Origin of the sequence: Nitratireductor sp. GISD-1A_MAKvit, from assembly GCF_040819555.1 — a bacterium.
Lineage (GTDB): Bacteria > Pseudomonadota > Alphaproteobacteria > Rhizobiales > Rhizobiaceae > Nitratireductor.
The window spans coordinates 941208-962649 of record NZ_CP161920.1; the positions used below are offsets into that span (position 1 = coordinate 941208).

At 62.5% G+C, this 21442-nt stretch carries 26 protein-coding genes; 3 read left to right on the forward strand and 23 right to left on the reverse strand.

Annotation, left to right across the window (positions count from 1 at the left end; translation table 11 throughout):
- Positions 1–38: 38 nt before the first annotated feature.
- A complete protein-coding gene (locus AB2N04_RS05805; protein WP_367717617.1) occupies positions 39–503 on the forward strand; it encodes a YqaA family protein in 465 nt (154 codons plus the stop codon).
- A 68-nt stretch (positions 504–571) separates the two neighbouring features.
- Here AB2N04_RS05805 and AB2N04_RS05810 read toward each other — a convergent pair whose 3' ends face one another.
- Genes AB2N04_RS05810 through metC form a run of 5 tightly spaced genes read right to left on the reverse strand, consistent with a single transcriptional unit; the run spans position 572 to position 5868 of the window.
- Positions 572–1336, reverse strand: a complete 765-nt coding sequence (locus tag AB2N04_RS05810) for an amino acid ABC transporter ATP-binding protein (RefSeq protein ID WP_367717619.1) — start codon at positions 1334–1336, stop codon at positions 572–574.
- Positions 1333–2421, reverse strand: coding sequence for an ABC transporter permease subunit (locus tag AB2N04_RS05815; protein ID WP_367717620.1), 1089 nt, complete (start codon positions 2419–2421; stop codon positions 1333–1335). Before AB2N04_RS05815 ends, AB2N04_RS05810 begins: the two co-directional genes overlap by 4 nt.
- Positions 2422–2424: 3 nt before the next feature.
- A complete protein-coding gene (locus tag AB2N04_RS05820) occupies positions 2425–3567 on the reverse strand; it encodes an amino acid ABC transporter permease (protein WP_367717622.1) in 1143 nt (380 codons plus the stop codon).
- Between the two features lie 53 nt (positions 3568–3620).
- Positions 3621–4643 (reverse strand): transporter substrate-binding domain-containing protein, encoded by a 1023-nt coding sequence (locus AB2N04_RS05825; protein WP_367717624.1) that lies wholly within the window; start codon positions 4641–4643, stop codon positions 3621–3623.
- Between the two features lies 1 nt (position 4644).
- Entirely contained in the window at positions 4645–5868 is a 1224-nt protein-coding gene (gene metC, locus AB2N04_RS05830; protein ID WP_367717625.1) for a cystathionine beta-lyase, read from the reverse strand.
- Positions 5869–5954: 86 nt separating this feature from the next.
- On the opposite strand from metC, the gene AB2N04_RS05835 reads away from it, so the two are divergent.
- Positions 5955–6878 (forward strand): LysR substrate-binding domain-containing protein, encoded by a 924-nt coding sequence (locus tag AB2N04_RS05835; protein ID WP_367717627.1) that lies wholly within the window; start codon positions 5955–5957, stop codon positions 6876–6878.
- 89 nt (positions 6879–6967) lie between these two features.
- Here AB2N04_RS05835 and AB2N04_RS05840 read toward each other — a convergent pair whose 3' ends face one another.
- From AB2N04_RS05840 to AB2N04_RS05915, 16 genes are all read right to left on the reverse strand, one after another.
- Positions 6968–7294, reverse strand: coding sequence for a hypothetical protein (locus AB2N04_RS05840; RefSeq protein WP_367717629.1), 327 nt, complete (start codon positions 7292–7294; stop codon positions 6968–6970).
- 67 nt (positions 7295–7361) lie between these two features.
- Positions 7362–8122, reverse strand: a protein-coding gene (locus tag AB2N04_RS05845) for an IS5 family transposase (protein ID WP_367717616.1) whose coding sequence is annotated in 2 segments (ribosomal slippage) — positions 7362–7798 and positions 7798–8122 — 762 coding nt in all. Because the reading frame shifts where the segments join, the coding sequence is not laid out codon by codon here.
- 183 nt (positions 8123–8305) lie between these two features.
- Positions 8306–8734, reverse strand: a complete 429-nt coding sequence (locus AB2N04_RS05850) for a ribbon-helix-helix protein, CopG family (RefSeq protein ID WP_036589091.1) — start codon at positions 8732–8734, stop codon at positions 8306–8308.
- Positions 8735–8745: 11 nt separating this feature from the next.
- Positions 8746–10746: a conjugal transfer protein TraG gene (locus AB2N04_RS05855; RefSeq protein WP_367717631.1), complete on the reverse strand. Its 2001-nt coding sequence runs from the start codon at positions 10744–10746 to the stop codon at positions 8746–8748.
- A gap of 15 nt (positions 10747–10761) precedes the next feature.
- A complete protein-coding gene (locus AB2N04_RS05860; protein ID WP_367717632.1) occupies positions 10762–12546 on the reverse strand; it encodes a relaxase/mobilization nuclease domain-containing protein in 1785 nt (594 codons plus the stop codon).
- A 247-nt stretch (positions 12547–12793) separates the two neighbouring features.
- Positions 12794–13573 (reverse strand): lytic transglycosylase domain-containing protein, encoded by a 780-nt coding sequence (locus AB2N04_RS05865; RefSeq protein ID WP_051517905.1) that lies wholly within the window; start codon positions 13571–13573, stop codon positions 12794–12796.
- 3 nt (positions 13574–13576) lie between these two features.
- Positions 13577–13915, reverse strand: coding sequence for a DUF736 domain-containing protein (locus tag AB2N04_RS05870; RefSeq protein WP_036589098.1), 339 nt, complete (start codon positions 13913–13915; stop codon positions 13577–13579).
- 71 nt (positions 13916–13986) lie between these two features.
- A complete protein-coding gene (locus tag AB2N04_RS05875) occupies positions 13987–14535 on the reverse strand; it encodes a S26 family signal peptidase (protein ID WP_036589100.1) in 549 nt (182 codons plus the stop codon).
- Complete coding sequence (locus AB2N04_RS05880) at positions 14532–15302, reverse strand: site-specific DNA-methyltransferase (protein WP_367717634.1); 771 nt, start codon at positions 15300–15302, stop codon at positions 14532–14534. The genes AB2N04_RS05875 and AB2N04_RS05880 overlap by 4 nt, the downstream gene beginning before the upstream one ends.
- The gene (locus AB2N04_RS05885; RefSeq protein WP_367717636.1) at positions 15299–15802 is read right to left on the reverse strand and encodes a DUF2840 domain-containing protein; all 504 of its coding nucleotides are present in this window, start codon (positions 15800–15802) and stop codon (positions 15299–15301) included. Before AB2N04_RS05885 ends, AB2N04_RS05880 begins: the two co-directional genes overlap by 4 nt.
- A gap of 177 nt (positions 15803–15979) precedes the next feature.
- A complete protein-coding gene (locus AB2N04_RS05890; protein WP_367717637.1) occupies positions 15980–17098 on the reverse strand; it encodes a replication initiator protein A in 1119 nt (372 codons plus the stop codon).
- An 11-nt stretch (positions 17099–17109) separates the two neighbouring features.
- On the reverse strand, positions 17110–17391 hold the full coding sequence (locus AB2N04_RS05895; protein WP_036589108.1) for an AlpA family transcriptional regulator: 282 nt from the start codon (positions 17389–17391) through the stop codon (positions 17110–17112).
- Positions 17392–17526: 135 nt separating this feature from the next.
- Positions 17527–18159, reverse strand: coding sequence for a DUF2285 domain-containing protein (locus AB2N04_RS05900; RefSeq protein WP_367717640.1), 633 nt, complete (start codon positions 18157–18159; stop codon positions 17527–17529).
- Positions 18074–18298 (reverse strand): DUF6499 domain-containing protein, encoded by a 225-nt coding sequence (locus AB2N04_RS05905; protein ID WP_080692129.1) that lies wholly within the window; start codon positions 18296–18298, stop codon positions 18074–18076. The genes AB2N04_RS05900 and AB2N04_RS05905 overlap by 86 nt, the downstream gene beginning before the upstream one ends.
- A 133-nt stretch (positions 18299–18431) precedes the next feature.
- Positions 18432–18695, reverse strand: a complete 264-nt coding sequence (locus AB2N04_RS05910; protein ID WP_367717642.1) for a DUF2285 domain-containing protein — start codon at positions 18693–18695, stop codon at positions 18432–18434.
- 128 nt (positions 18696–18823) lie between these two features.
- The gene (locus AB2N04_RS05915) at positions 18824–19072 is read right to left on the reverse strand and encodes a helix-turn-helix transcriptional regulator (RefSeq protein WP_036589110.1); all 249 of its coding nucleotides are present in this window, start codon (positions 19070–19072) and stop codon (positions 18824–18826) included.
- Between the two features lie 243 nt (positions 19073–19315).
- On the opposite strand from AB2N04_RS05915, the gene AB2N04_RS05920 reads away from it, so the two are divergent.
- A complete protein-coding gene (locus AB2N04_RS05920; protein WP_279719306.1) occupies positions 19316–19756 on the forward strand; it encodes a hypothetical protein in 441 nt (146 codons plus the stop codon).
- A 69-nt stretch (positions 19757–19825) separates the two neighbouring features.
- On the opposite strand, the gene AB2N04_RS05925 is transcribed toward AB2N04_RS05920, so the two are convergent.
- Entirely contained in the window at positions 19826–20227 is a 402-nt protein-coding gene (locus AB2N04_RS05925; protein WP_279719304.1) for a single-stranded DNA-binding protein, read from the reverse strand.
- 721 nt (positions 20228–20948) lie between these two features.
- Positions 20949–21371 carry a hypothetical protein gene (locus AB2N04_RS05930; protein WP_367717644.1) on the reverse strand — a complete coding sequence of 141 codons (423 nt, stop codon included), beginning with the start codon at positions 21369–21371 and terminating at the stop codon, positions 20949–20951.
- Between the last annotated feature and the right edge of the window lie 71 nt (positions 21372–21442).

Genomic DNA, 21442 nt, shown 5'->3' on the forward strand with positions numbered 1-21442 from the left:
CATGCCCATGCCTATGTGATCGACGACACGCACGCGGCGTGGCCGCGCAAGCGGTGACCGGCTGCGTGGAAGACCTGCTTCCGCTAGTCGGGCTGTTCGCCGTCGCCTTTGTCGCGGCCACTGTACTCCCTGCCCAATCTGAAGCCGCCCTTCTCGGGCTGCTCATTCTTGGCAAGCAATCGCCGGTTCTGCTGGTGATTGTCGCGACGGTCGGCAACGTGCTGGGCTCGGTCACCAACTGGCTGCTCGGCCGCTTGGTCGAGCAATATCGTCACCGGCGTTGGTTCCCCGTCAGTGAACAGGCCCTCGCCCGTGCAACGGGCTGGTATCGGCGATGGGGCCGCTGGAGCCTACTGCTCTCCTGGGCGCCGATCGGCGGTGACGCGCTTACCGTCGCAGCCGGCGTGCTGCGGGAGCCGTTCTGGAGCTTCCTGCTGCTCGTGACTATTGCGAAGGCCGGACGCTACATCGTGCTCGCGCTGATTGCGATGGGTTTGCTCTGATGTGGGGCCATCCCGGAGCGGTGCCACGGTGCTGATCGTCACACCGATCCTGAATTCGCGAACTGTGGTCAATGCCCAAGTATCTGGCTGAGAAACAGCTTCGTCCGTTCGTTCAGGGGTGCTGAGAAGAAGGCGGCAGGCACGTTCTCCTCCACGATCTGGCCGCCGTCCATGAACACGACACGATTGGCGACTGCCTGCGCGAAGCCCATCTCATGCGTCACGCACACCATTGTCATGCCCTCGTTCGCCAGCTCGATCATGGTGTCGAGCACTTCCTTGATCATCTCGGGATCGAGCGCGGAAGTCGGCTCGTCGAACAGCATGATCCGCGGCTTCATGCACAAGGCCCGCGCGATGGCGACGCGTTGCTGCTGGCCGCCCGAAAGCTGGCCCGGATATTTGCCTGCCTGTTCGGGTATGCGGACCTTGCGCAGGAAATGCATGGCGGTCTCCTCAGCTTCCTCCCGCGGCAGCTTCCGCACCCAGACGGGTGCAAGCGTGCAATTCTCGAGGATCGTCAGGTGAGGAAAGAGGTTGAAATGCTGGAACACCATGCCGACCTCCGAGCGGATCTTCTCGATCCCCTTGAGGTCGTTCGTCAGCTCGGTGCCTTCCACCACGATCCGTCCGGTCTGGTGCTGTTCCAGCCGGTTTATCGTTCGTATGAGCGTGGATTTGCCTGAACCCGACGGGCCGCAGATGACGATTCTTTCCCCTTGGGCAACCGTGAGCGTCACATTCCGGAGCGCCTGGAAGTCGCCGAAGGACTTGCCGAGATTTTCGATCCTGATCGCCGCACCGCGATCCTTCTGGCTCTCAACATGTTTCATCCACGCTTCTCCGCACCGCTGCGTTCAAGGAAATCTGCAAACCGCGCGAACGAAAAGGCGAGCGCGAAGTAGATCAGGCCGATAAAGAGAAAGGTTTCGGTAGAGGGCGCCGGCCATGCCGGGTCGGAGAGTGCCGCCTTGCCTGAGCTGATCAGGTCGAACAGGCCGACCACCAGCACGAGGCTTGTGTTCTTGATCATGACGATGATCGTGTTGGTCAGCGCCGGTATGACGATCCGGATCGCCTGCGGCAAGATGATCAGTCTTTGCGTCTTCCAGTAGCCTAAGCCGAGGGCCTGGGCCGCTTCCGACTGGCCGCCCGGGATTAACTGCAGGCCGCCGCGCAGGACCTCGGCCAGATAGGCGGCGGCAAAGATGGTGAGTGCGATCAGAGCGCGCACAAACTTGTCCGGGAGCAGTGAGTCCGGCAGGAACAGGGGCAGCAGGATAGATGCTACGAGGAGCAGGCTGAGCAGCGGCAGCCCGCGGATCGTCTCGATGAAGAGCACGCTCAGGGTGCGAACGACCGGAAGAGCCGACCGGCGTCCCAATGCGAGCAGGATGGCGGCCGGAAAGCCGAGCCCTATGGCAAAGACGGTGAGGATCAGCGTCACTGGCAGCCCGCCCCACGAGCTAGTGGGCACACTGGCCAGCCCGAAGCCGCCACCCATCAGCCAAAGGACGATCACCATCATGCCGACCCAGACGAGTCCCAAGCTGGGCCGCCATGCGGAAGGGCGTGCCGATGCGACGAGCGTCGTGATGATAAGGACGCATACCACCCCGGCGCGCCATCTTTCCGTCGGCGGATAGATGCCGAAGAGGATCTGGCCGGACTTGGCGATCACGAAGCTCCAGCAGGCTCCGGTCGTGCCCGCGCACGTTTCCGGTTCGGGAGGGAATATGGCGGCCTCGAGGACTGCCCAGTCCAGCAGCAGCCACCCGAACCAGGCCATCAGCCAAAGGAGGACGACTGTCAGGGCGGCATTGAGCGGCGTGCCGAAGAATGGCGCGAGACGACGTAGCAGTGAGCGCATGTCAGGCCCGACGGCACGTGGGATCGTATTGGACGCGGTATCGGCCATGTCTCAGCGCTCCACGATGGCAATGCGGCGATTGTAGGCGTTGAGCAGCGCGGACAATGCCAGGTTCACGGCTAGAAAGACCCCGAGGATGATTGCCACGCCTTCGATCGCATGGCTGGTCTTGTTGATCATGGTGCTGACGACCGTCATGAAATCCTGGTAGCCGACGACGATTGCCAGAGTGGAGTTCTTGACCACGTTGATGTACTGGCTGTTCAGCGGCGGAACGATGCTTCGCAACGCCAGCGGCAAGACCACGAGCCGGTAGGTCTGGCCTCGCGACAACCCCAGCGCGGTCGCCGCCTCCCACTGCCCCTTGCGAACAGCCAGAATTCCGCCTCGCACGATCTCGCCGATAAAGCCTGCGGTGTAGAAAGTGAGGCCGATCAGGATTGTGGTCAGTTCCGGCGTCAGCGACCAGCCGCCCGCAAAGTTGGCTCGGCGGAATTCCGGGATGTCCAGAGATGCGGCGTCGCGATAGGCGAACAGAAAGATGCTGGCGCCAACCGCAACGAACAGCCACGCCATGCTGACGTAGGCGGGACGCCGGCCAGTTTTCATGTGGCGCCGCCGAGCTGCGTAAGACGCTCCCAAGAGAATGAAGGCACTGGCGCCGAGGAATGCCAGTGGCGCAAGCGCCGAAGCTGACCAGGTGAGAGCCGGCATCGAGAGGCCTCGCACCGAGATGTGCGTGCCCGGCGCCAGCGTCCATGCCTCGGTGGCGAGCGGGAGGACTTCCCACCAAAGCGCGTAGTTGAAGATTAGCAGGACGACCAGCGGCGTGTTTCGGGCCACCTCCACCCAGACACGGCACAGACCGCTCACCAGCGGGTTGCTGCTGAGGCGGCCGATGCCGATGAACAGGCCGATCACGCTGGCCAGCAGTATGACAAGGACGGAGATGAACAGGCTGTTTGACAGGCCGACGACCGCGGCCCACCAGTTCGGATCGGAAGACGAATAGGGCAAGATCGTTTCGGCGATCTGGAAGTTTGCCGGTCGCCAGAGAAACCCGAAACCGAGAGGAATTCCGCGAAGTTCAAGGTTTCGCGCCGTGGCTGTGAGAAGCACGAACCCGAGAGCGGCGACGCCCGCCAGAAGAGCGGCCTGAACCATAATCGCCCGAATTCGAGCATCCTGCAGCATCTCTGCCTCCTTGCACTGTGGCCGCCCGGCCCTCGCCGGACGGCCGTCCACGGCTACTTGAACGGAATGGGGAACAGTATTCCGCCGTCCCGCGGAAGCGCGTTGAGGCGGCGTTCGGCCTTCAGCGGGCTCTCCTCGCCGAGATTGCGCGCGAACACCTCGCCGTAGTTGCCGACTTGCTTGATCACGTTGTAGATCCATTTGTCGTCGAGCTTCAGAGGTTCGCCGATACCCGGATCCACGCCAAGAGCCTTGCGGGTTTCGCCGTCCGTTGCACTAGTGGCGATTTCATCGACGTTCTTGGATGTGATACCGCGATCTTCCGCCCACACCATGGCATTAAAAGCGTAGCGGACGATGTCGAACCAGCGGTCGTCGCCGCGAGGTATAGCCAGAGCAAGCGGTTCCGTCGTCGCTCCGCTCTGGAAGATCGCATGCTCGTCGGGATTGCCCGCGACCGCTGCCCTCTGGCCGGCAATCGCGAAACCGTCGCTCATGTAACCGTCACACCGCCCGCCGAAATAGGCGTCGCGCGCAAGGATCGTCGAGTCGAAGTAGACCCGTTCGACCTTTACTTGATTTTGCTGCTCGATCAGGTCGAGCGCATTTTCCACGAGGCTGCCGCCGCCCTGAAGGCAGATGGTCAGCCCGTCGAGATCGGCTGCGGCCTCTACGTTCAACGACTTGCGCAGCATGATCGCGTCACCGTCCACCAGGTTGATGGCTACGAAACGGACTGCCACGTCGCGGGTATATGTCCAGGTCGTGGTGCGAGCCAGCACGTCGACTTCGCCGGTCTGGACGGCCGGTATCCGCTGGGCGGCATTCAGCGGCACGAACTGGGCCTTTTGGCTGTCGCCGAAAAAGGCAGCTGCGACGGCGCGACAGCTGTCGACGTCGAACCCTGTCCACATCCCCTTGTCGTCGGGACGGGAAAGCCCAGGCACCCCCTGACTGGCGCCGCAGCTTACATAACCGCGTTCACGGACCTTATCCGTGATGGATTGCGCGTTCGCCGACCCGGCCCCGATCACGACCATTGCCGCGGCGACGGCAAACTGAACTGCACGTTTCATCTCATCTCTCCTCTTTCTGTAGTTCCCGTTGATCAGCGGCTTGTTTGCATGCGCCGCGCATAGTGACGGAGGATAAGGTTGCCAGCGCCGCCTCAATGTCTGCCTTCAGATCCTCGACGGGCTCGAGCCCGACCGAGAACCGGATAAGTTTTGGCGACGCGGAACCAGCTGCGCCGTTCGATCTGAATGGGCTTTGCGGTGTAACGATGCTTTGGGTGCTACCCCAGCTCGCGCCAATTCGGAAAACCCGCAGTGCGTCCACGAATGTGGATGTGAATTCTTGATAGGGGGGTGCCAGTTCGATGGAGAAGAGGCCGCTCGCTCCGCGGAAATCTCGCTTCCAGAGATGATGCCCAGGATCGCCCGGCAGAGCAGGATGCAGGACCCGTGCGATCTCTGGACGCGCGATGAGCCAATGCGCCAGGGTCAGCGCCGAGGCGCCCTCCCGCTCGATGCGGAGAGGCATCGTCTGAAGGCCGCGCAACGCCAGGCTCGCATCGTCGGCAGATACGCCCAGCCCCATGAGGCGACTGACGTCCTTCATTCGACGGAAGAGGGCTTCGTCGCGAGTCACAAGAGCGCCGAGGAGCACGTCCGCATGACCGCCAGCGTGCTTGGACAGCGCCTCCATGACGATATCAGCACCAAGATCAAGGGGATTGCAGCACAGCGCCGATGCCCAGGTGTTGTCGGCAAGCACACGCACCCCCGATGCGTGTGCCGCATGGGCGATGGCGGGAATGTCCTGGATCTCCATCGTGTTCGAGCCGGGGGACTCGACCACAACCATTCGGGTACGATCGTCGAGAAATGCACCGATACCGGACGCGATCCCCGGGTCGTAGAGCACGACCTCGACGCCGAAGGCCGCAAGCATTTCCGTGCAGAATGTGCGCGTCGATCCGTAAGCAGAAGTCGTCACCAGCACGCGGTCTCCGGCTTTCAGGAACGCACTGAGGGCAAGCACCGTCGCGGACTGCCCTGATGGCAGGCACAGGCAATGGTCCGCAGCGTACAGTTCGGAAATGCGCGCCTCCAATGTGCGGCTGGTCGGCGTGCCGTAGAGACCATAGGTGTAGCCGTCGTAGAAATGCTCGTAGCGTCGCTCGAAGGCATCGGACGAGGGAAAGATGATGGTCGAAGCCCGCGTCACCGGAACGGCAAGGCTGGCGAAGCCCTCGTCGCTCGCAGGTTCGGCACGCAGCAATCTGGTTTCTGTCTTCAAGGCCAATCTCCTCAATAGAGGTGTAGCCCAGTGCACCTATGTGCGATAATGCTGCCGCTAGGTGTACATTATGCGTTGGTGTTATCATGCATCTTGGAGAGCTTGAGGCCTTCGATGCCGTCATGCGGATGGGCAGCACAAATCGGGCTGCCGACTTCCTGGGTATCAGCCAGCCGGCGGTCAGCCGGGCGATTGGCCGCCTCGCGAGATCCACGAGGCTGACGTTGTTCCGACAGGTTGGCGGACGTCTCGTGCCGACGCCTGAGGCGTTGAGCCTGCACGAGGAGGTGCAGCGCGCCTTTGTTGGCTTGGACCAGCTGCGCGCCCGCGCCGCGATGATACGTGAATTCGGCACCGGGGGGCTTCGGCTGGCATGCTATCCCGCGCTCGGTCTGTCCTTCGCACCCAAGGCGATCCAGCGATATCGAACCAGGGACCGGTCGGGACATGTGACCCTCCTTATCGCAGGTTCGAACGCTGTGCGCGACATGGTCGCCTCCGGTCAGGCGGATGTCGGGCTGGCTGCCGACGAAATCGACGTGTCGCGCGTCTCCACGCAATCCTTCATGTCCGCACCCGCCGTGTGCGTCATGCCGGCAGGCCATCGCTTGTCCAGCCGCGAAACAGTTTCGCCCAGTGACCTCGCCGGAGAGCCGTTCATAGCCCTTTCACCCGATGATACCGTTCGCAGGCGGATCGAGCGTATATTCGAAGAAGCCGGCATGCAGGCGCGCACCGTTGTCGAGACGCAGTATTCCGAGGTGGTCTGCAATCTGGCGCTCGAAGGCGTTGGTGTTGGAATCGCCAATTCCATAACGTTCAGGGCCAGCAAATTCGAAGAGCGTGGCCTAGTCGCTCGCCCATTCCATCCCAGGATTGCATTCAAGGCCCTGGTCCTCACAGCAAAGGAGCGACTGAAGTCTGCCCAAACGCAAGCCCTTGTTGCGGCGCTTCATGACACACGTAATCAATTCAGTATCATTGCCGCACCTGCCATGACTGGTGACTAGTCCAGGATAGGTCGTCAGCGCGGCGGTTGGGGCGTTCGGACGAGCCCGCAAAGCAAGCTGCCTGATAGTCCTTATGCTCAGCCCGTCGCTCATTCGCGGATGGTTTCGGGCCGAAAGCCCATACCGATCAGACGGCCTGTAAGATGCGGCAGGAGCCGCGAGCGCGCGATGAATCGCATGAAGGCCGGCGGGCCGGAAGATGGTTGCCCGCCATCCGGCTTGCGCCGTCGCCGCATCATGAGCTGCAGCTTCTGGGTCGCTTTAGTCGGAAAGCTCCTGCGCTTCTGGACGGCGTGCAGGTGCGCGTCCGTCAACGTGCCCTCACGGAGCGGGCCGGCAAGGATGTTGGCGGCCCGGACCGTGAGGCCGCGAACGGCGCCATCCCGTTCGACCAGCCCGGTGGCCGTCGAGCCCATTTCTAGCCGGAAACCGGGAAATGTGCGTGCCTTGTCGGCGATGAAGTCTAGGGTCAGGACTCGTTGATCAGAGCCAGAAGATGACGGTTGCGGCGAGAGCGATGGCTGAGAAGAAAGCCATTGGGCACCTGTCGTAGCGGGTAGCAACACGCCGCCAGTCCTTGAGACGCCCGAACATGATCTCGATCCGGTTGCGCCGTTTGTAGCGGCGCTTGTCGTATTTGACGGTCTTGTTTCGGGATTTCCTACCCGGAATGCAGGGAGTGATCCCCTTCGCTTGTAAAGCGTCACGAAACCAGTCGGCATCGTATCCACGGTCGGCCAGCAGCCATTTGGCCTTGGGAAGTTCATCAAGCAAGGCGGCAGCACCGGTGTAATCGCTGACCTGTCCCGCCGTTATAAAGAAACTGATCGGGCGACCATTCGTATCCGTTACGGCATGAAGCTTGGTGTTCATGCCGCCTTTCGTGCGCCCAATCAGGCGACCTGCGCCCCCTTTTTTACCCGCAGGCTGGAAGCCGTGCGGTGGGCCTTGAGATAGGTCGCGTCGATCATGATCGTCTTGCGCTCCGCAGTATCAGGCACAGCCAGGCCTTCCATCATCTGGAGAAAGATGCCCTTGTCACCCCAGCGTTTCCAGCGGTTGTAAAGCGTCTTTGCGGGGCCGTATTCCTTCGGCGCATCACACCACCTGAGCCCATTGCGGTTGACGAAGATGATCCCGCTCAGAATGCGGCGATCATCAACACGCTGACGGCCATGGCTCTTGGGGAAATACGGCCGGAGACGAGCCATTTGCTCGTCCGTCAGCCAAAACAAATTACTCATCAGTCGGGCTCCTATGCGCCCTGCTGAATCACAGCCGTCAATTCAAATCAATGGGTCCTGAGCCTAGGGTGCGGCACAGCCTGCGAACTGCCTGATTGGAACACTTTTGCGAAATGGGGCGTGGACACCTTCCGAATATACATCAAAGCATTTACGATGTGCCGGCACCCGAAACAGGTGAATCTAGTTGTCTACGCGATCCGCTGAACTTGCAGCAGCATCCTCCGGTATCTCCTTCAAGAAGCTTCGGCCGGACTGCAGATGCTTGCCGAGCGTGTCGACGAATCCTTCGAACCGCACTCGACCCTTGGCTTGTGCTGCAGAATAGGCATCGGGCGCTATGGGCGGTGTGACTGTGAGCCAGAAGCGCACGAACAGCGCAAGCGTTTCGGCCGAGATGCCAAGATCCCTCTCAATCCGGGCGACCTGTCGGGAAAGCCGGTCGAGGCGTCTGGCAAGTGCTGCCTCCTGCATCTGGGCATTGTCGGGCGAGAAAAAGGATTCGAGCGCCGCCTCGACAATTGAAGAGCGCGTTATTTTCTTGCGCGCGGCAAGTTCGGCGACCTGATCGATCAGGGCAACTGGCAGGGAGGCGTTGAGACGATCGCGCATGGCCATATTCCTTACAGTTCGATACCGTCATCGGGATTGAGTGAAGTCTGCCGGGCGATACGGCCCATCTGGCGGCGGATCGCCTGTCGCTGGCGGGCGTTGTCCTCCTGATCATCGTCGAGCATGATTCTGAACTCGTTTTCGGGAGCGGGTTCGGTCTTCTCGTGGACGATCTCGACATGGTCGGGGAGTTCGGGCTCACGGCGCAGGCTGGAATTGGCCTTGTCTTCCTTCTTCTTCCTGGCCTCTTCGGCGGCAGCGATCAGTGTTTCGTCCGGTTTGACCGGCTTGAGCACCGACCAGCCATCCGGCCGCGCGGTGACGACGAGTTTTGCGGGATCTGGCGGTGGCAGAATGCGTTCACTGAGACGCTGATCTTCAAAATACCGCGCCTTCTTCGCGCGGATCGGCGGCGTGCCGGCGACCATGACGATCTCGTCATCGGGCGGAAGCTGCATGATCTCGCCGGGCGTAAGGAGCTGGCGGGCGGTCTCGGAGCGCGAGACCATGATGTGCCCCAGCCAGGGCGCAAGCCGGCTGCCGGCATAGTTTTGCATCGCCTTCATCTCGGTTGCTGTGCCGAGCGCATCGGAAACGCGCTTTGCCGTGCGCTCGTCATTGGTGGCAAAGCTGACACGCACATGGCAGTTGTCGAGGATGGCGTTGTTCTGGCCGTAGGCCTTTTCGATCTGGTTGAGCGACTGGGCGATCAGAAAGCTCTTGATACCGTAGCCGGCCATGAAAGCCAGCGCGCTCTCGAAGAAGTCGAGCCGGCCGAGCGCCGGAAACTCGTCGAGCAGCATCAGGACGCGATGTTTGCGCTTTTTCGTATGGAGATCCTCGGTTAGGCGGCGGCCGATCTGGTTGAGCACCAGGCGGATGAGCGGCTTGGTGCGGGAGATGTCGGATGGCGGCACCACGAGATAGAGTGTGGAAGGCTTTGCGTCGGCAATCAGGTCTTCGATGCTCCAGTCGCAGCGCGCGGTGACGGCCGCAACGACAGGATCGCGATAGAGGCCGAGAAAGCTCATGGCGGTCGAGAGCACACCGGAACGCTCATTGTCGGATTTGTTCAGGAGCTCGCGGGCGGTCGAGGCGACCACGGGATGCGGGCCAGCTTCGCCCAGATGCCTGGTGGCCATCATACCATCGAGCGTGGCTTCGATCGTGCGACGGGGATCGGAGAGAAAAGCCGCGACACCGGCAAGCGTCTTGTCCTTCTCCGCATAGAGGACGTGGAGGATGGCGCCGACCAGGAGCGAATGGCTGGTCTTTTCCCAGTGGTTGCGCCTTTCGAGTGACCCTTCGGGATCGACCAACACATCGGCGATGTTCTGGACGTCGCGAACCTCCCATTCGCCGCGCCGCACCTCGAGCAGCGGATTATAGGCGGCAGATGCCGCATTGGTCGGATCAAACAGGAGCACGCGACCGTGCTTTCCTCGGAAGCCCGCCGTGAGCTCCCAGTTCTCACCCTTGATGTCGTGGACGATGGCCGAGCCGGGCCAGGTCAGCAACGAGGGCACTACGAGGCCGACGCCCTTGCCCGATCGTGTCGGCGCAAAGCACAGCACATGCTCCGGCCCGTCATGGCGCAGATAATCCCGATCGAGCTTTCCGAGCACAACGCCGTCGGGGCCGAGCAGCCCGGCCTTCTCGATCTCGGGCCGCTCTGCCCATCGCGCCGAACCATAGGTATCGATATCGGCCGCCTCGCGGGCGCGCATCACCGACATGGTGATGGCGATGCCGATTGCAAGGAACCCGCCCGACGCCGCGATGATGCCGCCCTCGGCGAAGATGCGCGGGGCATAGGCGTCGTAAAAATACCACCACCAGAAGATCGCCGGTGGATAATAGACCGGCCAGCCCATCACCTCGAACCAGGCCGGGCCGAGCTGAGGCTGGAAGCCGAGCCGCCAGGCGACCCATTGCGTGCCTGACCAGACCGAGATGAGCACGATCAGGAAGACGATGGAAATCTGGCCCCAGAGGATTTTCGTGCCGGACATGAGAGATTCCTTTCGTCAAAGGCCGAGATCGCGTTTGCGTCCCAGCGACCATTCGATGCCGCTGCCGGATTTCGCGACCCCGGAGATGTGCTGGCCGAGTTTGTCGTCGATCTCGCGTGACCAGGGCACGAGTTGGAAGCCGCGCCCGCCATCAGGACCGCGTCCCTCGATCATGGCGAAGCGCCCTGAGGTGAGCGTGATCTGGCGGCTGTAGGTGCCGGATACGTATTCGCCGGCCTGCGCCGTCACATGCGGCATTCCGGTCTCGGCCGAAAGTTCAGCACCGACGGCATCGAGTTCGCGGCGGCGGAGGGTGCTCAGCAGATTTCGCTGCAGGACAATCCGCTGCCCGTCACGCCTGGCAAGGCCTTCGTCAGCGAGGTGCTCGGCACGGGCGTCCATGGCCTCGCGAACCTCCTTTCCGAAACCGCCGGTGGCGAGCGGCATGGGTTCACGCTCGACCAACCGGTGATCGAGCCACGTCGCGCCGGGTGCGGTGATCTGCTCGTTCAGATCGAGATGCGAACGGTTGGCGAGGATCAGGGTTGGACGCGGATCGTCCGGCCCGCCGAAGCGCCGGACTTCGACGATGCCGCCAACGTCGGGCGCATGTGCGAACGCCTCCATGCCGCGCAGGCGAACATGATGGGCACGGCCGTCGGTGCCGTCGATCACGGCATAGGCTTCGCCGGTCAACTCGTCATGGAGCCCCTTGTCGATGAGCCGTCCGATAATCGGCGGGCCCTCGCGCGCTGCATCGATCACGAAGTCCGCGGCGCCGCGCTCGGAGCCACGTTCGGCAAAAGCGCGATGCATGGTCTTGATGATGTCGCCGCGGATGCCCAGATCGCGCAATGTGCGTTCGGCTCCCGGCTCGACAAACCATTCGTTGATGCCCGCGTCGGTCGCGAGGCCGGCCTGTTCGAGATGGCGCAGCCGCGCGATCATCAGCCTGCGGATTTCGGGATCGTCGGGGCCTTTCACCTCGGGCCGCAGATCGATGTAGCCCAGTTCGTTGGCTTGCCGGGTGATCTCACGATCAAGTCGGGTCCAGCGCTCGGCGGTAACCTCGCGCTCAAGTGCGTTGCGGATCTCGTGTTCGGGCTTGGGGCCGAGCTCGAGATCGACCAGATCGCGGGCGCGGGAGGCAAGGCCTCGGCTGATGTAGTCGCGGGAGATAACCAGGTCGGCTCCCGTTTCGTCGACCCCGCGCACCAGGAGGTGAACATGGGGATTGTCGGTGTTCCAGTGATCAACGGCCACCCAGTCGAGCTTTGTGCCGAGATCGGCCTCCATCTGCTTGACCAAATCGCGGGTGAAGCCCTTGAGGTCGTCCATGTCGGCGGCGTCTTCGGGCGAGACAATGAAGCGGAAGTGATGCCGGTCCTCTTCGCAGCGCCGGGCAAAACCGAGATCGTCGGCGCGATCGGTCTCGGCGTCGAACATGATCCCGCGCTCGCCGTCCCGGCTGACGCCCTCGCGCTTGAGATAGGCGAGATGCGCCGCCATCGGCGCTGCACGGAAGGCGCGGCCTTTGTGGCGGGCGATGCGGGCCTTGGCGATGACGCGGCGATTGGATGCGAAGAGGCGTGAACGGCCGAACTTGCTATGACCGCGGCCGAAGGTGGATGGCGCTGAACCGGATAATCGGCCTGAAGAGCGCGATGCGCCTGGAGAACGGGTGTGGCCTGCCTTCTGGGCGGCGCGCAGCACCTGGTTGACGAAGCTTTTGGCCTGCGGCGCGCGGGTAGATCGCGGCTTGCCCGGGCGGATGCGGAATTCGTGCTCGCTGTCGGTCATCGCCGGACACCTCGCGCAGCCCGGCTGGCTCCTGCCACGCCGAGCCCTTGAATTCCTTGCCCAAATTCGTGCCCTTTGCACGCGACCGACCCGCCTGCCACGTAAAAGCCAAGCTTAGTCAGAGGCTTAGGGCGTTCGTGGCAGGCGCTTTTAACTTGCCCTACCATTCGCACTATCACTAACGTCGCCCTTCCTGCCGCACCTCCTTTCCGGCATTGCGCCACGATGCGAGGTTGCACGCTGCGTCTCATGGCCGGGCTCCCTGGGAAGTCCGAACCGGAAACAGGGCGTCCGGTTGTGCTGGCACGAGCGGATTGTGGTGCGATGTCGGTGCCGCCAGTGTGCCGCTCGCGTGACGCTCGCCGTGCAAGCCGGGCGCAGTTTCCGGGCTGCTGGCGGACACCGCGAAGAGGCCGGCTTCGCGCCAGTCGGTGACCGATGGCGAAGCATTTGCGAGGTTATGAGGAAGCGGTTCCCCGCCGAGAAGAGTGACGAGTGCCGCGATATAGGCACGGGTTTCTGCTGGCAAGTCGCGGCCGGTCGAAACATATTCATCGTAGCGCGCCGGCCCGGCATTATAGGCAGCGAGCATCGCGCCGATATTGCCGTATCGGTCGAGCATCTCGCGCAGATAGGCGGTGCCCGCGAGGATGTTGTCGCGCGGCGCAAACGGGTCGCTGCCGAAGCCGTAACGCAAGCGCAGTTCCGTCCATGTGTCGGGCATGACCTGCATCAGGCCCATGGCGCCGGCCGAGGATATGGCGGAGCGATCACCGGCGCTTTCCGTCTGCATGACGGCGCGAATCCAGTGCTCGGGAATGGAGAAGCGCTCAGCGGCTTCCGCCACATGGGCCGCAAGCGGATCGCATGTCGTTTGCAGGACGGATGGTGGGTTCTGTGCTCTCGCGGCCGCCGCCGATGTGGCGGCGAGGAAAAGGCCGGAAAGGAGAAGGAACGCAATTCGCCGGGCGGCGTGATGCCGCCCGAACGCCCGCGTCTGACGATGCCCGATGCAAGGCAGTGGCATCGCTCAGTCCTTTCCGTCACCTTTGGGGGGCCGGTTCCAGTGCAGCGACCAGGAGACGGCGTCGCTGCCATTCTGGAACAGGTTGGCGCGGATCGGATGCTGAAGGGACGGATCGTCGAGCAGCACGGAGAGATACTCGCCGGCTTTCTCGCCGGTGCGGGTCCATGCCGCGCCGATCTCCGGCCCGTCACCGTCGCCGCCGAGATAGACGCGGTGGTTGGGCGCGTTCTCGACCTCCGATGGCTCGGCTGGAAGAATTGCGATCGTCCGGTCGAGGAAGAGCGTTTGGATGCGGCCGGAAAAGCCGAAACTCTCGCGGGTGAATTCGCCGATCTGTGGCATGGGTCTGGTCCTTTCTGCTGCGGTGATGGGTGACGGCCGGCAAGCGGAGCGCCGGCCGACGGACGGGGCGCTCACCGCGTTGACGCCCGCCATCGGAAGCGCCCGTCGCCGTTCTCGTCGGTCCAGACCGGCGTGACGCGGGCGGTGATGGAAGAAAGCGGCAATGGCCCGAAATATCGGCCGTCGAGGCTGTCGGGAGCGTCCCAATTCATCAGGAACACTTCGCCTTCGGCGAGTGTGCGGCAGCCTTGCCAGGAAGGCAGGTCGCGATCGAAGCGGTCACGCGCCTGCGCTTCGCCATAGGCGTGATCGTAGGCAATGATCGTTGCCGCGTGGCGGCAAACCTTTGTGCCGGAAAGTGCGAGCACGCGTTTGATGAGCGGCACACCGCGCGGCAGGTAGCCGCGCGTGTCGAGGAAGATGGCGAGGTCGCCGGGCGGCAGCACCGCGACCAGATCGCCGACCTCGATCTCTTTCGCCGGGGTGACTGTGTAGAGCCCGATCGGCACGCTGGCCGATGCGTTCCAGATGAGCCATGGCGCATGCCTGGTCCATGCCGGCAGCGCGATGAGCGCTGCACCGGCGAGCATCGCGCCCAGTGTGGCCTTGCGCGCGGTCATGGCTTGCCCCCGGCTGGCTCGCGGCGCGCGGGGCCTCCGCCGTGCAGTGGCAGGACGGCAGCGATGCGCGCACGCGCAAGCGCAGCCATGTCGGCATCGAGCTCGCAGCCGATATAGTGCCGGCCGGACAGCCGGCACGCTTCTCCCGCGGCGCCCGATCCGGCAAACCAGTCGCCAACAAGGCCGCCTTCAGGGCAGCTTGTCCGGATCAGGATTTCGAGGAGCGATGTCGGTTTCTCGGTCGGATGAATGGCGCGGCCGTGCGCATTGCGGATGTAGATGACCGACCGCATGATGCGCGGACCGCCGTCATGGCTGATGTAATAGCCAGCGTCTATATGGCCGGTATGGGGAGGACGGCGCTTGCGGCGAACGGTGCGGGCGACCGCATCAGGGGTGGTCTGCACATCGTTGTAAATGTCGCGCCATGGCGTCTCGGCGCGATAGAACTGGACGGCCAACTCATGCACGCGCTTGAAGCGGTCGGCGTGGAAACCGGAGCCATTCTGCTTCTCCCAGACGATTTCCTGTGCGTAGCGAAGACCTGCATCGGCAACGCGGTCCGCCGTGGCCATGAAGCAGTGCAGCGAGCCGAAAACCCAGAGCGATCCGGTGCGGCCGAGGGCTGCCCGCGCAAGCGGCAGCCATCCTTCGACGCGCCGATCCCATGCAAGCGATGTGTCGCCATAAGGCGGATCGGCGGTGATCATGTCGAAGGGACCGTACGCGGGCATAAGTTCCCGGCAATCGCCGGCGAGGATCGTCATGACTGAATCCTCCGCCGTTTGAGCCAGGCGTTGTGCTGCCCGAGCGTGTAGGTTTGTGGCTCCAGACCGACGGTCAGGCGGTTGTGGACATGGCGCCAGTGGTCGGGCGCAACATCAGCCGGATCGAGGCCGAGCGCCTCGATGGCGTCGATCGCCTGGAGAACCTTTTCCACCTGCGGCCAGCCGTCGAGGCGAAGCAGGATGTCACCGCCGCGCCGCACGAAAGGCAGCGTCTGGTAGGCTTCCCCGGGTTCGACGACGCGCACGATGTCGATGCGCGAAAGCACCGTGCCATAGGCGTTCGAGGCCCAGCGGACGAAGGCGAAGACGTGGCCCGGAGCGAAGCTGGCGATACGGCGGGCATAATCGATCCGTTGCTCGGCGACTGGGTGACCGAAGCGCAGCCAGTGTTCGATCCGGCCTTGGCGCCAGGTGAGCTCCACATGGGTGAGATGGGGCGCGGCCTTGTAGGCGGCGCGCACGTCGGCGGGCGGCCTCATGGCTTTGATCCTGTCGATTTGATGATCAGCGCGTGCCGTGTCGACGGCGTTTGGCAGGCCAATCGCAGGCCGTTGCCGGTGCTTCGCGACGGTAAGGCGTTGATGAGCGAGTCCACGATTAACGGGGAATTCCGTTCAACGATTAAAGGAACGCGAGACCACGAGTTGCGGGACCGTTCAGTCATCTTCCGGCCCCCGTTCACGCTTTGCGAAAAGCCGAATGTTTTGCGCGGTCAGCCGACCGTCGAAGGCGTCGCCAGCGGTGTCGAGAAGCCGGTTTTCCCCAGGGCGCGCGCCTCTACAAAAGTTAGATTCAAGAGGGTTATATAAGTTAAGGGCCGGAATTCGTTTTTCAGGCCAAAGGCTTAACTGCTGTCCCTGCGTGCGAAGTACAGTGCCTGCTGCGTGCGAAGTACAGATAGTGGATGCGTTCGAAGTACAGATGCCGTCCACACTTCGTCCACAGGCTTTCCACAAGCGCACAGGCTGGATGCGGAGCAGCTCGCGGCCGTCCTGGATCTCGCGTGCCAAGCGATAGCCCGGCAGCGGCTGGCGCATGATCAGCCGGCGCATGTGGAGCGCGAAATCCGAAGGTCGTGCGAGCGAACCGGACTTCCTGTGAAGATGGGAAAACTCGAAGTGCCAGCCTTCCGGTTGGCGACCGGCATGTTTGCGGGCAACGCGGTAGAGCCAGCGTTCCAACCCGCCGCTCAGCCGGAAATAGGCCGGGTCGATCGCCAGCACCAATGTGCGGTCGATGACGCCGCGATAGAACCAGTCTGGCAGGACGAATTCCATGCCCTCGACGCGGCCGTCGTGCCGGGTGAGCATTTCCCATTCATTGATCCAGGAGAACTGATGCCGCCGCCATTGCTTGTCGTGACGGATGGTGGTGCGGATCGAGGTCGATTGCAGCCGGTCGAGCGCTCCCTTGAGCAGTTCGTAGGCGCGAATGCCTGTGCCGCGGCCGGTTGCGGTGAGAAGGTGGTAGGGTGTGAAACGCAGGAAGCGGGACGTGACGAGCCCGTGGTTCTGGGCTTCGACGATCTGGCTCGCGGCCCAGATGAGAACATCGGCGTCCCAGATGGTCGCCATGCCGTGTTCGGGAACTGCGAACACCTCGACTCGGACATCGCCCGATGCGTAGCGGATCGGAACGATCCTCTTGGCCTTGGCCAGCGAGAAGAACGGCCGTTCCATGAGATCCCGTTGATCGCGCGGGCTTGCATCGCCCGTTGCGATCACGAACGCATCGAGCTGGGCCCGTTCGGAGGCTGGTGGTCGATAACGCGACATATGGCCCGACCTCAGCGTGCGTAGCGGCCGGAATGACCAGAAGATGTCAGCTCCTGCCGCTTGGCGGGCAGCACGCTGCCGCGCGGGTCCGAGGTCGAGGTGACCGTGCCTTTTTCGGCCCAGGCTTCCAGCTCATGGATGGTGTAGACCACGCGGCCGCCGAGCTTGCGATAGGATGGGCCGGTGCCATAGGTTCGATGCTTTTCCAGCGTGCGTGCGGACAGGCCGAGAAAGGCTGCCGCTTCTTTCGTGCGCAGGAAGCGGGGCGGTAAAAGAGCAGGATCGGGTCGCATGGGTGCCTCCGTGGTTTGCTGTGGAGCCGCTGGTTCGAAGCGGCGGACACAGGTCACGGTGGCGAAGAACGATCGCGCAGAGGGAGGGGGAATTAAGGGGATGCTAAATTCCCCCACCCTTGATCGAACAGGCGGCTATAATCGGCGGCGGAAGCGCAGGAGCTTGAGATAGCCGCCGCCGATCATTGCATCGCCATATTTGAGCAGTTCGCTCACGGCGTCGCGCAAGGATGAGGTTTTCCAGTGTTCGGAAGTAACCCGCTCGACGCCATAGAGGACACCGGCGATCTCGCGCTGGCTGGCATTATGCTGGCGTGCGTCGACCGCGCGGAACATGGATTTCAGGCGCCGGCGTTGCTGGTCGGTCATCCGCCTGTCGGCTGGAACCTTGTAGCCGAGGAATTGGCGCAGCAGCCGCTCGAGCGCGGCCAGGCGATCAAGCCCATCGCGGCTGATGGAAATGCGCGCTTCCAGAGGATCGTCCGGCCTGCAATTCGGATCGATCATGAGGTGCTGGTCGGGATTAATACTCCTGCGCAGAATATGCAGAGCCTCGGTGGCCGCTTTGATTTCGTCGCCGAGAAATGTTCGGAGGGTTGCCTGGTCCTCCTCACCACTCCCGCTAGCAGCAGCCAGGCGAAGGACGCCCGTATTGGCGTGTTCGCTCCAGAAGATCGGCTGGTCAGCGGCTGCGAGGCGAGGACGGGCGGCGAAATCGCAACCCCCAGCGGCGCTCCAGTTCCGCAGGCACAGGGCGATCGAGCGCACTACGCGCTTTGAGACCGGCATAGTCCTTCTGATAGTCCCGGTTTCGCCTCAGACATTCCCAGGCGATATCGTCGACCCCTGCGTGATCCACGAAGTCGTAAGTCGACGCAACGCGCCAGAGTGATGTGTTGGGTTTCATGACACTCCTCCCGCTCAACAAGATACGCCAATCAGGGCAGAGGATCGCGGCGAGTCATCCACAGAGCAATTACCGCGAGCCGCAAGCCGCCTTGCACTGGCGGCAATACGGTCATCGGCGGCAGAGAGGGAAATTAGTTCGGCCGGCCTCGCCGTAAGATCTTGTAGCCATGTTCGGTCATCCAGTGTGCGCGCGCCAGATGGCTGTCATGGATTTTGCGCGCACGTTCCGGCTCGGCATCCGGATCAATGCCGAAGAGCACTTCGACAGCCTCCTCCCAGCATGCCCCGTCTTCCTCCGCATCAAGCAGACGGACATAGAGCTTTACGCTCTGCCGGTCGTATTCGGTCAGCAGATCCCCGGTCGGCGCCTCGTCGAGAAAGGATAACGTGGTCATTCTACCTCCCACTATGTGTGACGCAGCACCTAAAGCGATCCGACGCATAGCGCAACGAAGTGACCGGGAAACGGCGGAGAGCGACGATAGTTATCGGGGAAGACGGGGAGCAAAAGCGGCGTCCCATCCTATTTGTATGTATGCAACTGCGAAACATCGACCATCACTCCAATATGCGGGCCCGAATTGATAAAGACGATGCCTTGCGCTTCGAGCGCGCGACGCACCTGATCGGCGGTGCTTTCATAGACGCGCAGGCCATTGATCGACTCCATGCGCTTGAGCGCGGTGAGCGATACCCTGGCCCTGTCGGCAAGCATCTCCTGTGTCCAACCAAGCAATGCGCGCGCGGCTCGTGTCTGATGTGCGGTGATCATGCATGATCACCTCCCACCGGCACATAAAAGCGCGCCACAACTACGGCTATAATAGTCGGAGTTTGGACGAAATCCACCTGAATCGGACGCCCTACACGCCTATTTGAGCAACGCAACTGCGACTGATTCGGTCGTCCTTTCGAGCCGGACAGACGGGAGGTTAGTGTTCAGGGACATATTTTCGACGTAGTAATTTGACGTCTTGTCATCGTGTTTCGATGGCAGGAATGATGAGGAAGCCTGTTGCTGAAGTCTGTCAGGTATTTTGCGGCAGCCGTGGCGCTGATAAGCACGACGGTGGGATATGCGTCCGCACAAAACGACCCAATACCATCCGAGGTGCTCGCTGAGCCTGATGTGATCATTGACGCTGATCCTGAGCCGCCTTTCACCTATTGGGCTCCCGAGGGGTCCACGATTCGTAATCATCCGCGCGATCCCATGACCTGGATCGCTGAAAGCGCGGATGGCTCACGCAAGTATTATTTCGGGGATCAATGTCGTGCGTCCCAGTTTCAGGGCTTTGTCGGCGTACCGCTGGACTCTCTTCCCAAGAAGCCAGCCGACGTAACCTGGCGGATGGCATGTTCTACCTGTGCGGTGACCTCGGATCTCGGCCGCGAGAGGATGAACGTATTCTTTGATGAGAACTCACGGATTATCTCAAGTATATCTTGCGGCTGAGGCTAACGAACATGGTTCTGTGGGCACGAAAGGAACCCGGCGGCTTCTGCCGCCGGGCTCTGGCCCTTGTCAGAAGGGGATATCGTCGTCTAGGTCGCGCTGACCCTGACCGTTTTCGGTCTGCTTGACCCGGCTGAGGAAATCGACCGTTTCGGCGATGATCTCGCAACCGTAGCGATCGTTGCCCTGCTGGTCGGTCCACTTCGTGTAGTGGATGCGGCCGCGAACCAGAACCTTCATACCCTTCTCGCAATATTGCTGGATCGTCTTGCCGAGGCCGTTGAAGGCGGTGATGCGGTGCCATTCGGTATCCTGCACCCGATAGCCGTTCTCGTCCCGGACAACCTTGCCTTCCGAGTAGCGGGGACGCGAGGTGGCCAGGGTGAAGTGGGTGATGCCGGTGCCGCCCTGGGTGATGCGGGTTTCGGGGTCCTGACCGATGTTGCCGGCGAGGATGACGATGTTCTGCATTGTAAGTCTCCGTTGCTTCTTCGGAGGGACCATCCCTCCGACGAGACCCGGCCAAGGCTGTCGGGAGACTCCCGCAACTGCCGTCCTGACGGCTGCTCGCCCCTAAGGCCCCAGGTGGAGCGGGCAGCCGCGCTCGCGCGGCAACACGGCTGGGAGCCGCGGGGGTTGCTGGTGGAAACCGCACGGACTTAGGGGATCAGTCAGTCGGAGGGATTGGCGCCTCAGGGTAGCTCGGTGAAGACGCACAAGAACCATCGCTCTTGACGCCAACAGCGCCCTCATGGCCCTATCCGCACTGTCGCCGGGCGCATGCGCCGGCCTCCTTCATCGGCCATCCGTGTTCCTAATAGGGAAGGCAAGGTTGTCCGGGACGAGAAGGATGTGTTGCCGGGTTTCAGGAGAATGGCGTCGTCGGAACCGTCCGGGGCCGCTGGTGCGATCCGGCGGATATTGCGAAGGGCGACGATGAAGGTGAAACGCGCCTGTCACCCCGGCGAAACGACGGGCCGACCAGCGGGCTGCGTTTCTGTCGCACGGTTTGCGGCAACCGAGCCGATGACCGATCTCCATCTCGAACCGAGCAAGCGAACCCAGGGCGTTGGCGGCAGGATTGCTCGATGCTGGTTTGCCCCCTCTGATCGGACGCGCCGGAGACCCGGTGGCGTAGGCCGCCGGGTTTCATCACCAAGGGGAACGGCAGGGCGCTGCAGCGTATCGCCTGTCAGGTGCAGCGTGAGAGGACGTCGGTTCCCAGAGCATTGAGATTGAGCATGGCCGCGACGCCGAGGAACAGGCCGCCCACGCTGCCGAGGATGTTGAGCGCGAGAGTGGAATCCACCGCGTATTTGGTAACGCCATAGACGAGCGCATAACCCGCGATGGCGGCGGGGATCGTGAAGACGGCGAGCGCGCCGAGACGCAGATACGGGTTTCTAGCGAAGCCCAGCACCGCGATCACGACGGCAATGGACAAGAGCGCCGCGCCGACGGCGGCAAGGCCCGACATGAAGAATCCGGCGTCCGTGGCATAGACATATTTGAAGGCCGTCAGGCCGACCATGAAGGGCAAGGCGTAGATCGCCAGATGATAGGCCACGATGCAGGCCATAACGGAAAGGAAAATGGCGAGCAGGATAAGATACATGGAAGCCTCCACATGAACGGGCAAACGATCACGACAGGCCGCCAGGAGATGCGCGCCGCCTGCGACTATGG

Coding starts and splice junctions, on each gene's coding strand:
- AB2N04_RS05890 (WP_367717637.1), bottom strand. CDS start 17,098: ATGTCGCGTTATCGACCACCAGCCTCCGAACGGGCCCAGCTCGATGCG.
- AB2N04_RS05930 (WP_367717644.1), bottom strand. CDS start 21,371: ATGTATCTTATCCTGCTCGCCATTTTCCTTTCCGTTATGGCCTGCATC.
- AB2N04_RS05840 (WP_367717629.1), bottom strand. CDS start 7,294: ATGGGCTCGACGGCCACCGGGCTGGTCGAACGGGATGGCGCCGTTCGC.
- AB2N04_RS05885 (WP_367717636.1), bottom strand. CDS start 15,802: ATGAGGCCGCCCGCCGACGTGCGCGCCGCCTACAAGGCCGCGCCCCAT.
- AB2N04_RS05865 (WP_051517905.1), bottom strand. CDS start 13,573: ATGCCACTGCCTTGCATCGGGCATCGTCAGACGCGGGCGTTCGGGCGG.
- AB2N04_RS05815 (WP_367717620.1), bottom strand. CDS start 2,421: ATGGCCGATACCGCGTCCAATACGATCCCACGTGCCGTCGGGCCTGAC.
- AB2N04_RS05855 (WP_367717631.1), bottom strand. CDS start 10,746: ATGTCCGGCACGAAAATCCTCTGGGGCCAGATTTCCATCGTCTTCCTG.
- AB2N04_RS05915 (WP_036589110.1), bottom strand. CDS start 19,072: ATGATCACCGCACATCAGACACGAGCCGCGCGCGCATTGCTTGGTTGG.
- AB2N04_RS05875 (WP_036589100.1), bottom strand. CDS start 14,535: ATGACCGCGCGCAAGGCCACACTGGGCGCGATGCTCGCCGGTGCAGCG.
- AB2N04_RS05910 (WP_367717642.1), bottom strand. CDS start 18,695: ATGACCACGTTATCCTTTCTCGACGAGGCGCCGACCGGGGATCTGCTG.
- AB2N04_RS05820 (WP_367717622.1), bottom strand. CDS start 3,567: ATGCTGCAGGATGCTCGAATTCGGGCGATTATGGTTCAGGCCGCTCTT.
- AB2N04_RS05895 (WP_036589108.1), bottom strand. CDS start 17,391: ATGCGACCCGATCCTGCTCTTTTACCGCCCCGCTTCCTGCGCACGAAA.
- AB2N04_RS05835 (WP_367717627.1), top strand. CDS start 5,955: ATGCATCTTGGAGAGCTTGAGGCCTTCGATGCCGTCATGCGGATGGGC.
- AB2N04_RS05810 (WP_367717619.1), bottom strand. CDS start 1,336: ATGAAACATGTTGAGAGCCAGAAGGATCGCGGTGCGGCGATCAGGATC.
- AB2N04_RS05870 (WP_036589098.1), bottom strand. CDS start 13,915: ATGCCACAGATCGGCGAATTCACCCGCGAGAGTTTCGGCTTTTCCGGC.
- AB2N04_RS05825 (WP_367717624.1), bottom strand. CDS start 4,643: ATGAAACGTGCAGTTCAGTTTGCCGTCGCCGCGGCAATGGTCGTGATC.
- AB2N04_RS05905 (WP_080692129.1), bottom strand. CDS start 18,298: ATGAAACCCAACACATCACTCTGGCGCGTTGCGTCGACTTACGACTTC.
- AB2N04_RS05850 (WP_036589091.1), bottom strand. CDS start 8,734: ATGCGCGATCGTCTCAACGCCTCCCTGCCAGTTGCCCTGATCGATCAG.
- AB2N04_RS05880 (WP_367717634.1), bottom strand. CDS start 15,302: ATGACGATCCTCGCCGGCGATTGCCGGGAACTTATGCCCGCGTACGGT.
- AB2N04_RS05925 (WP_279719304.1), bottom strand. CDS start 20,227: ATGCAGAACATCGTCATCCTCGCCGGCAACATCGGTCAGGACCCCGAA.
- AB2N04_RS05860 (WP_367717632.1), bottom strand. CDS start 12,546: ATGACCGACAGCGAGCACGAATTCCGCATCCGCCCGGGCAAGCCGCGA.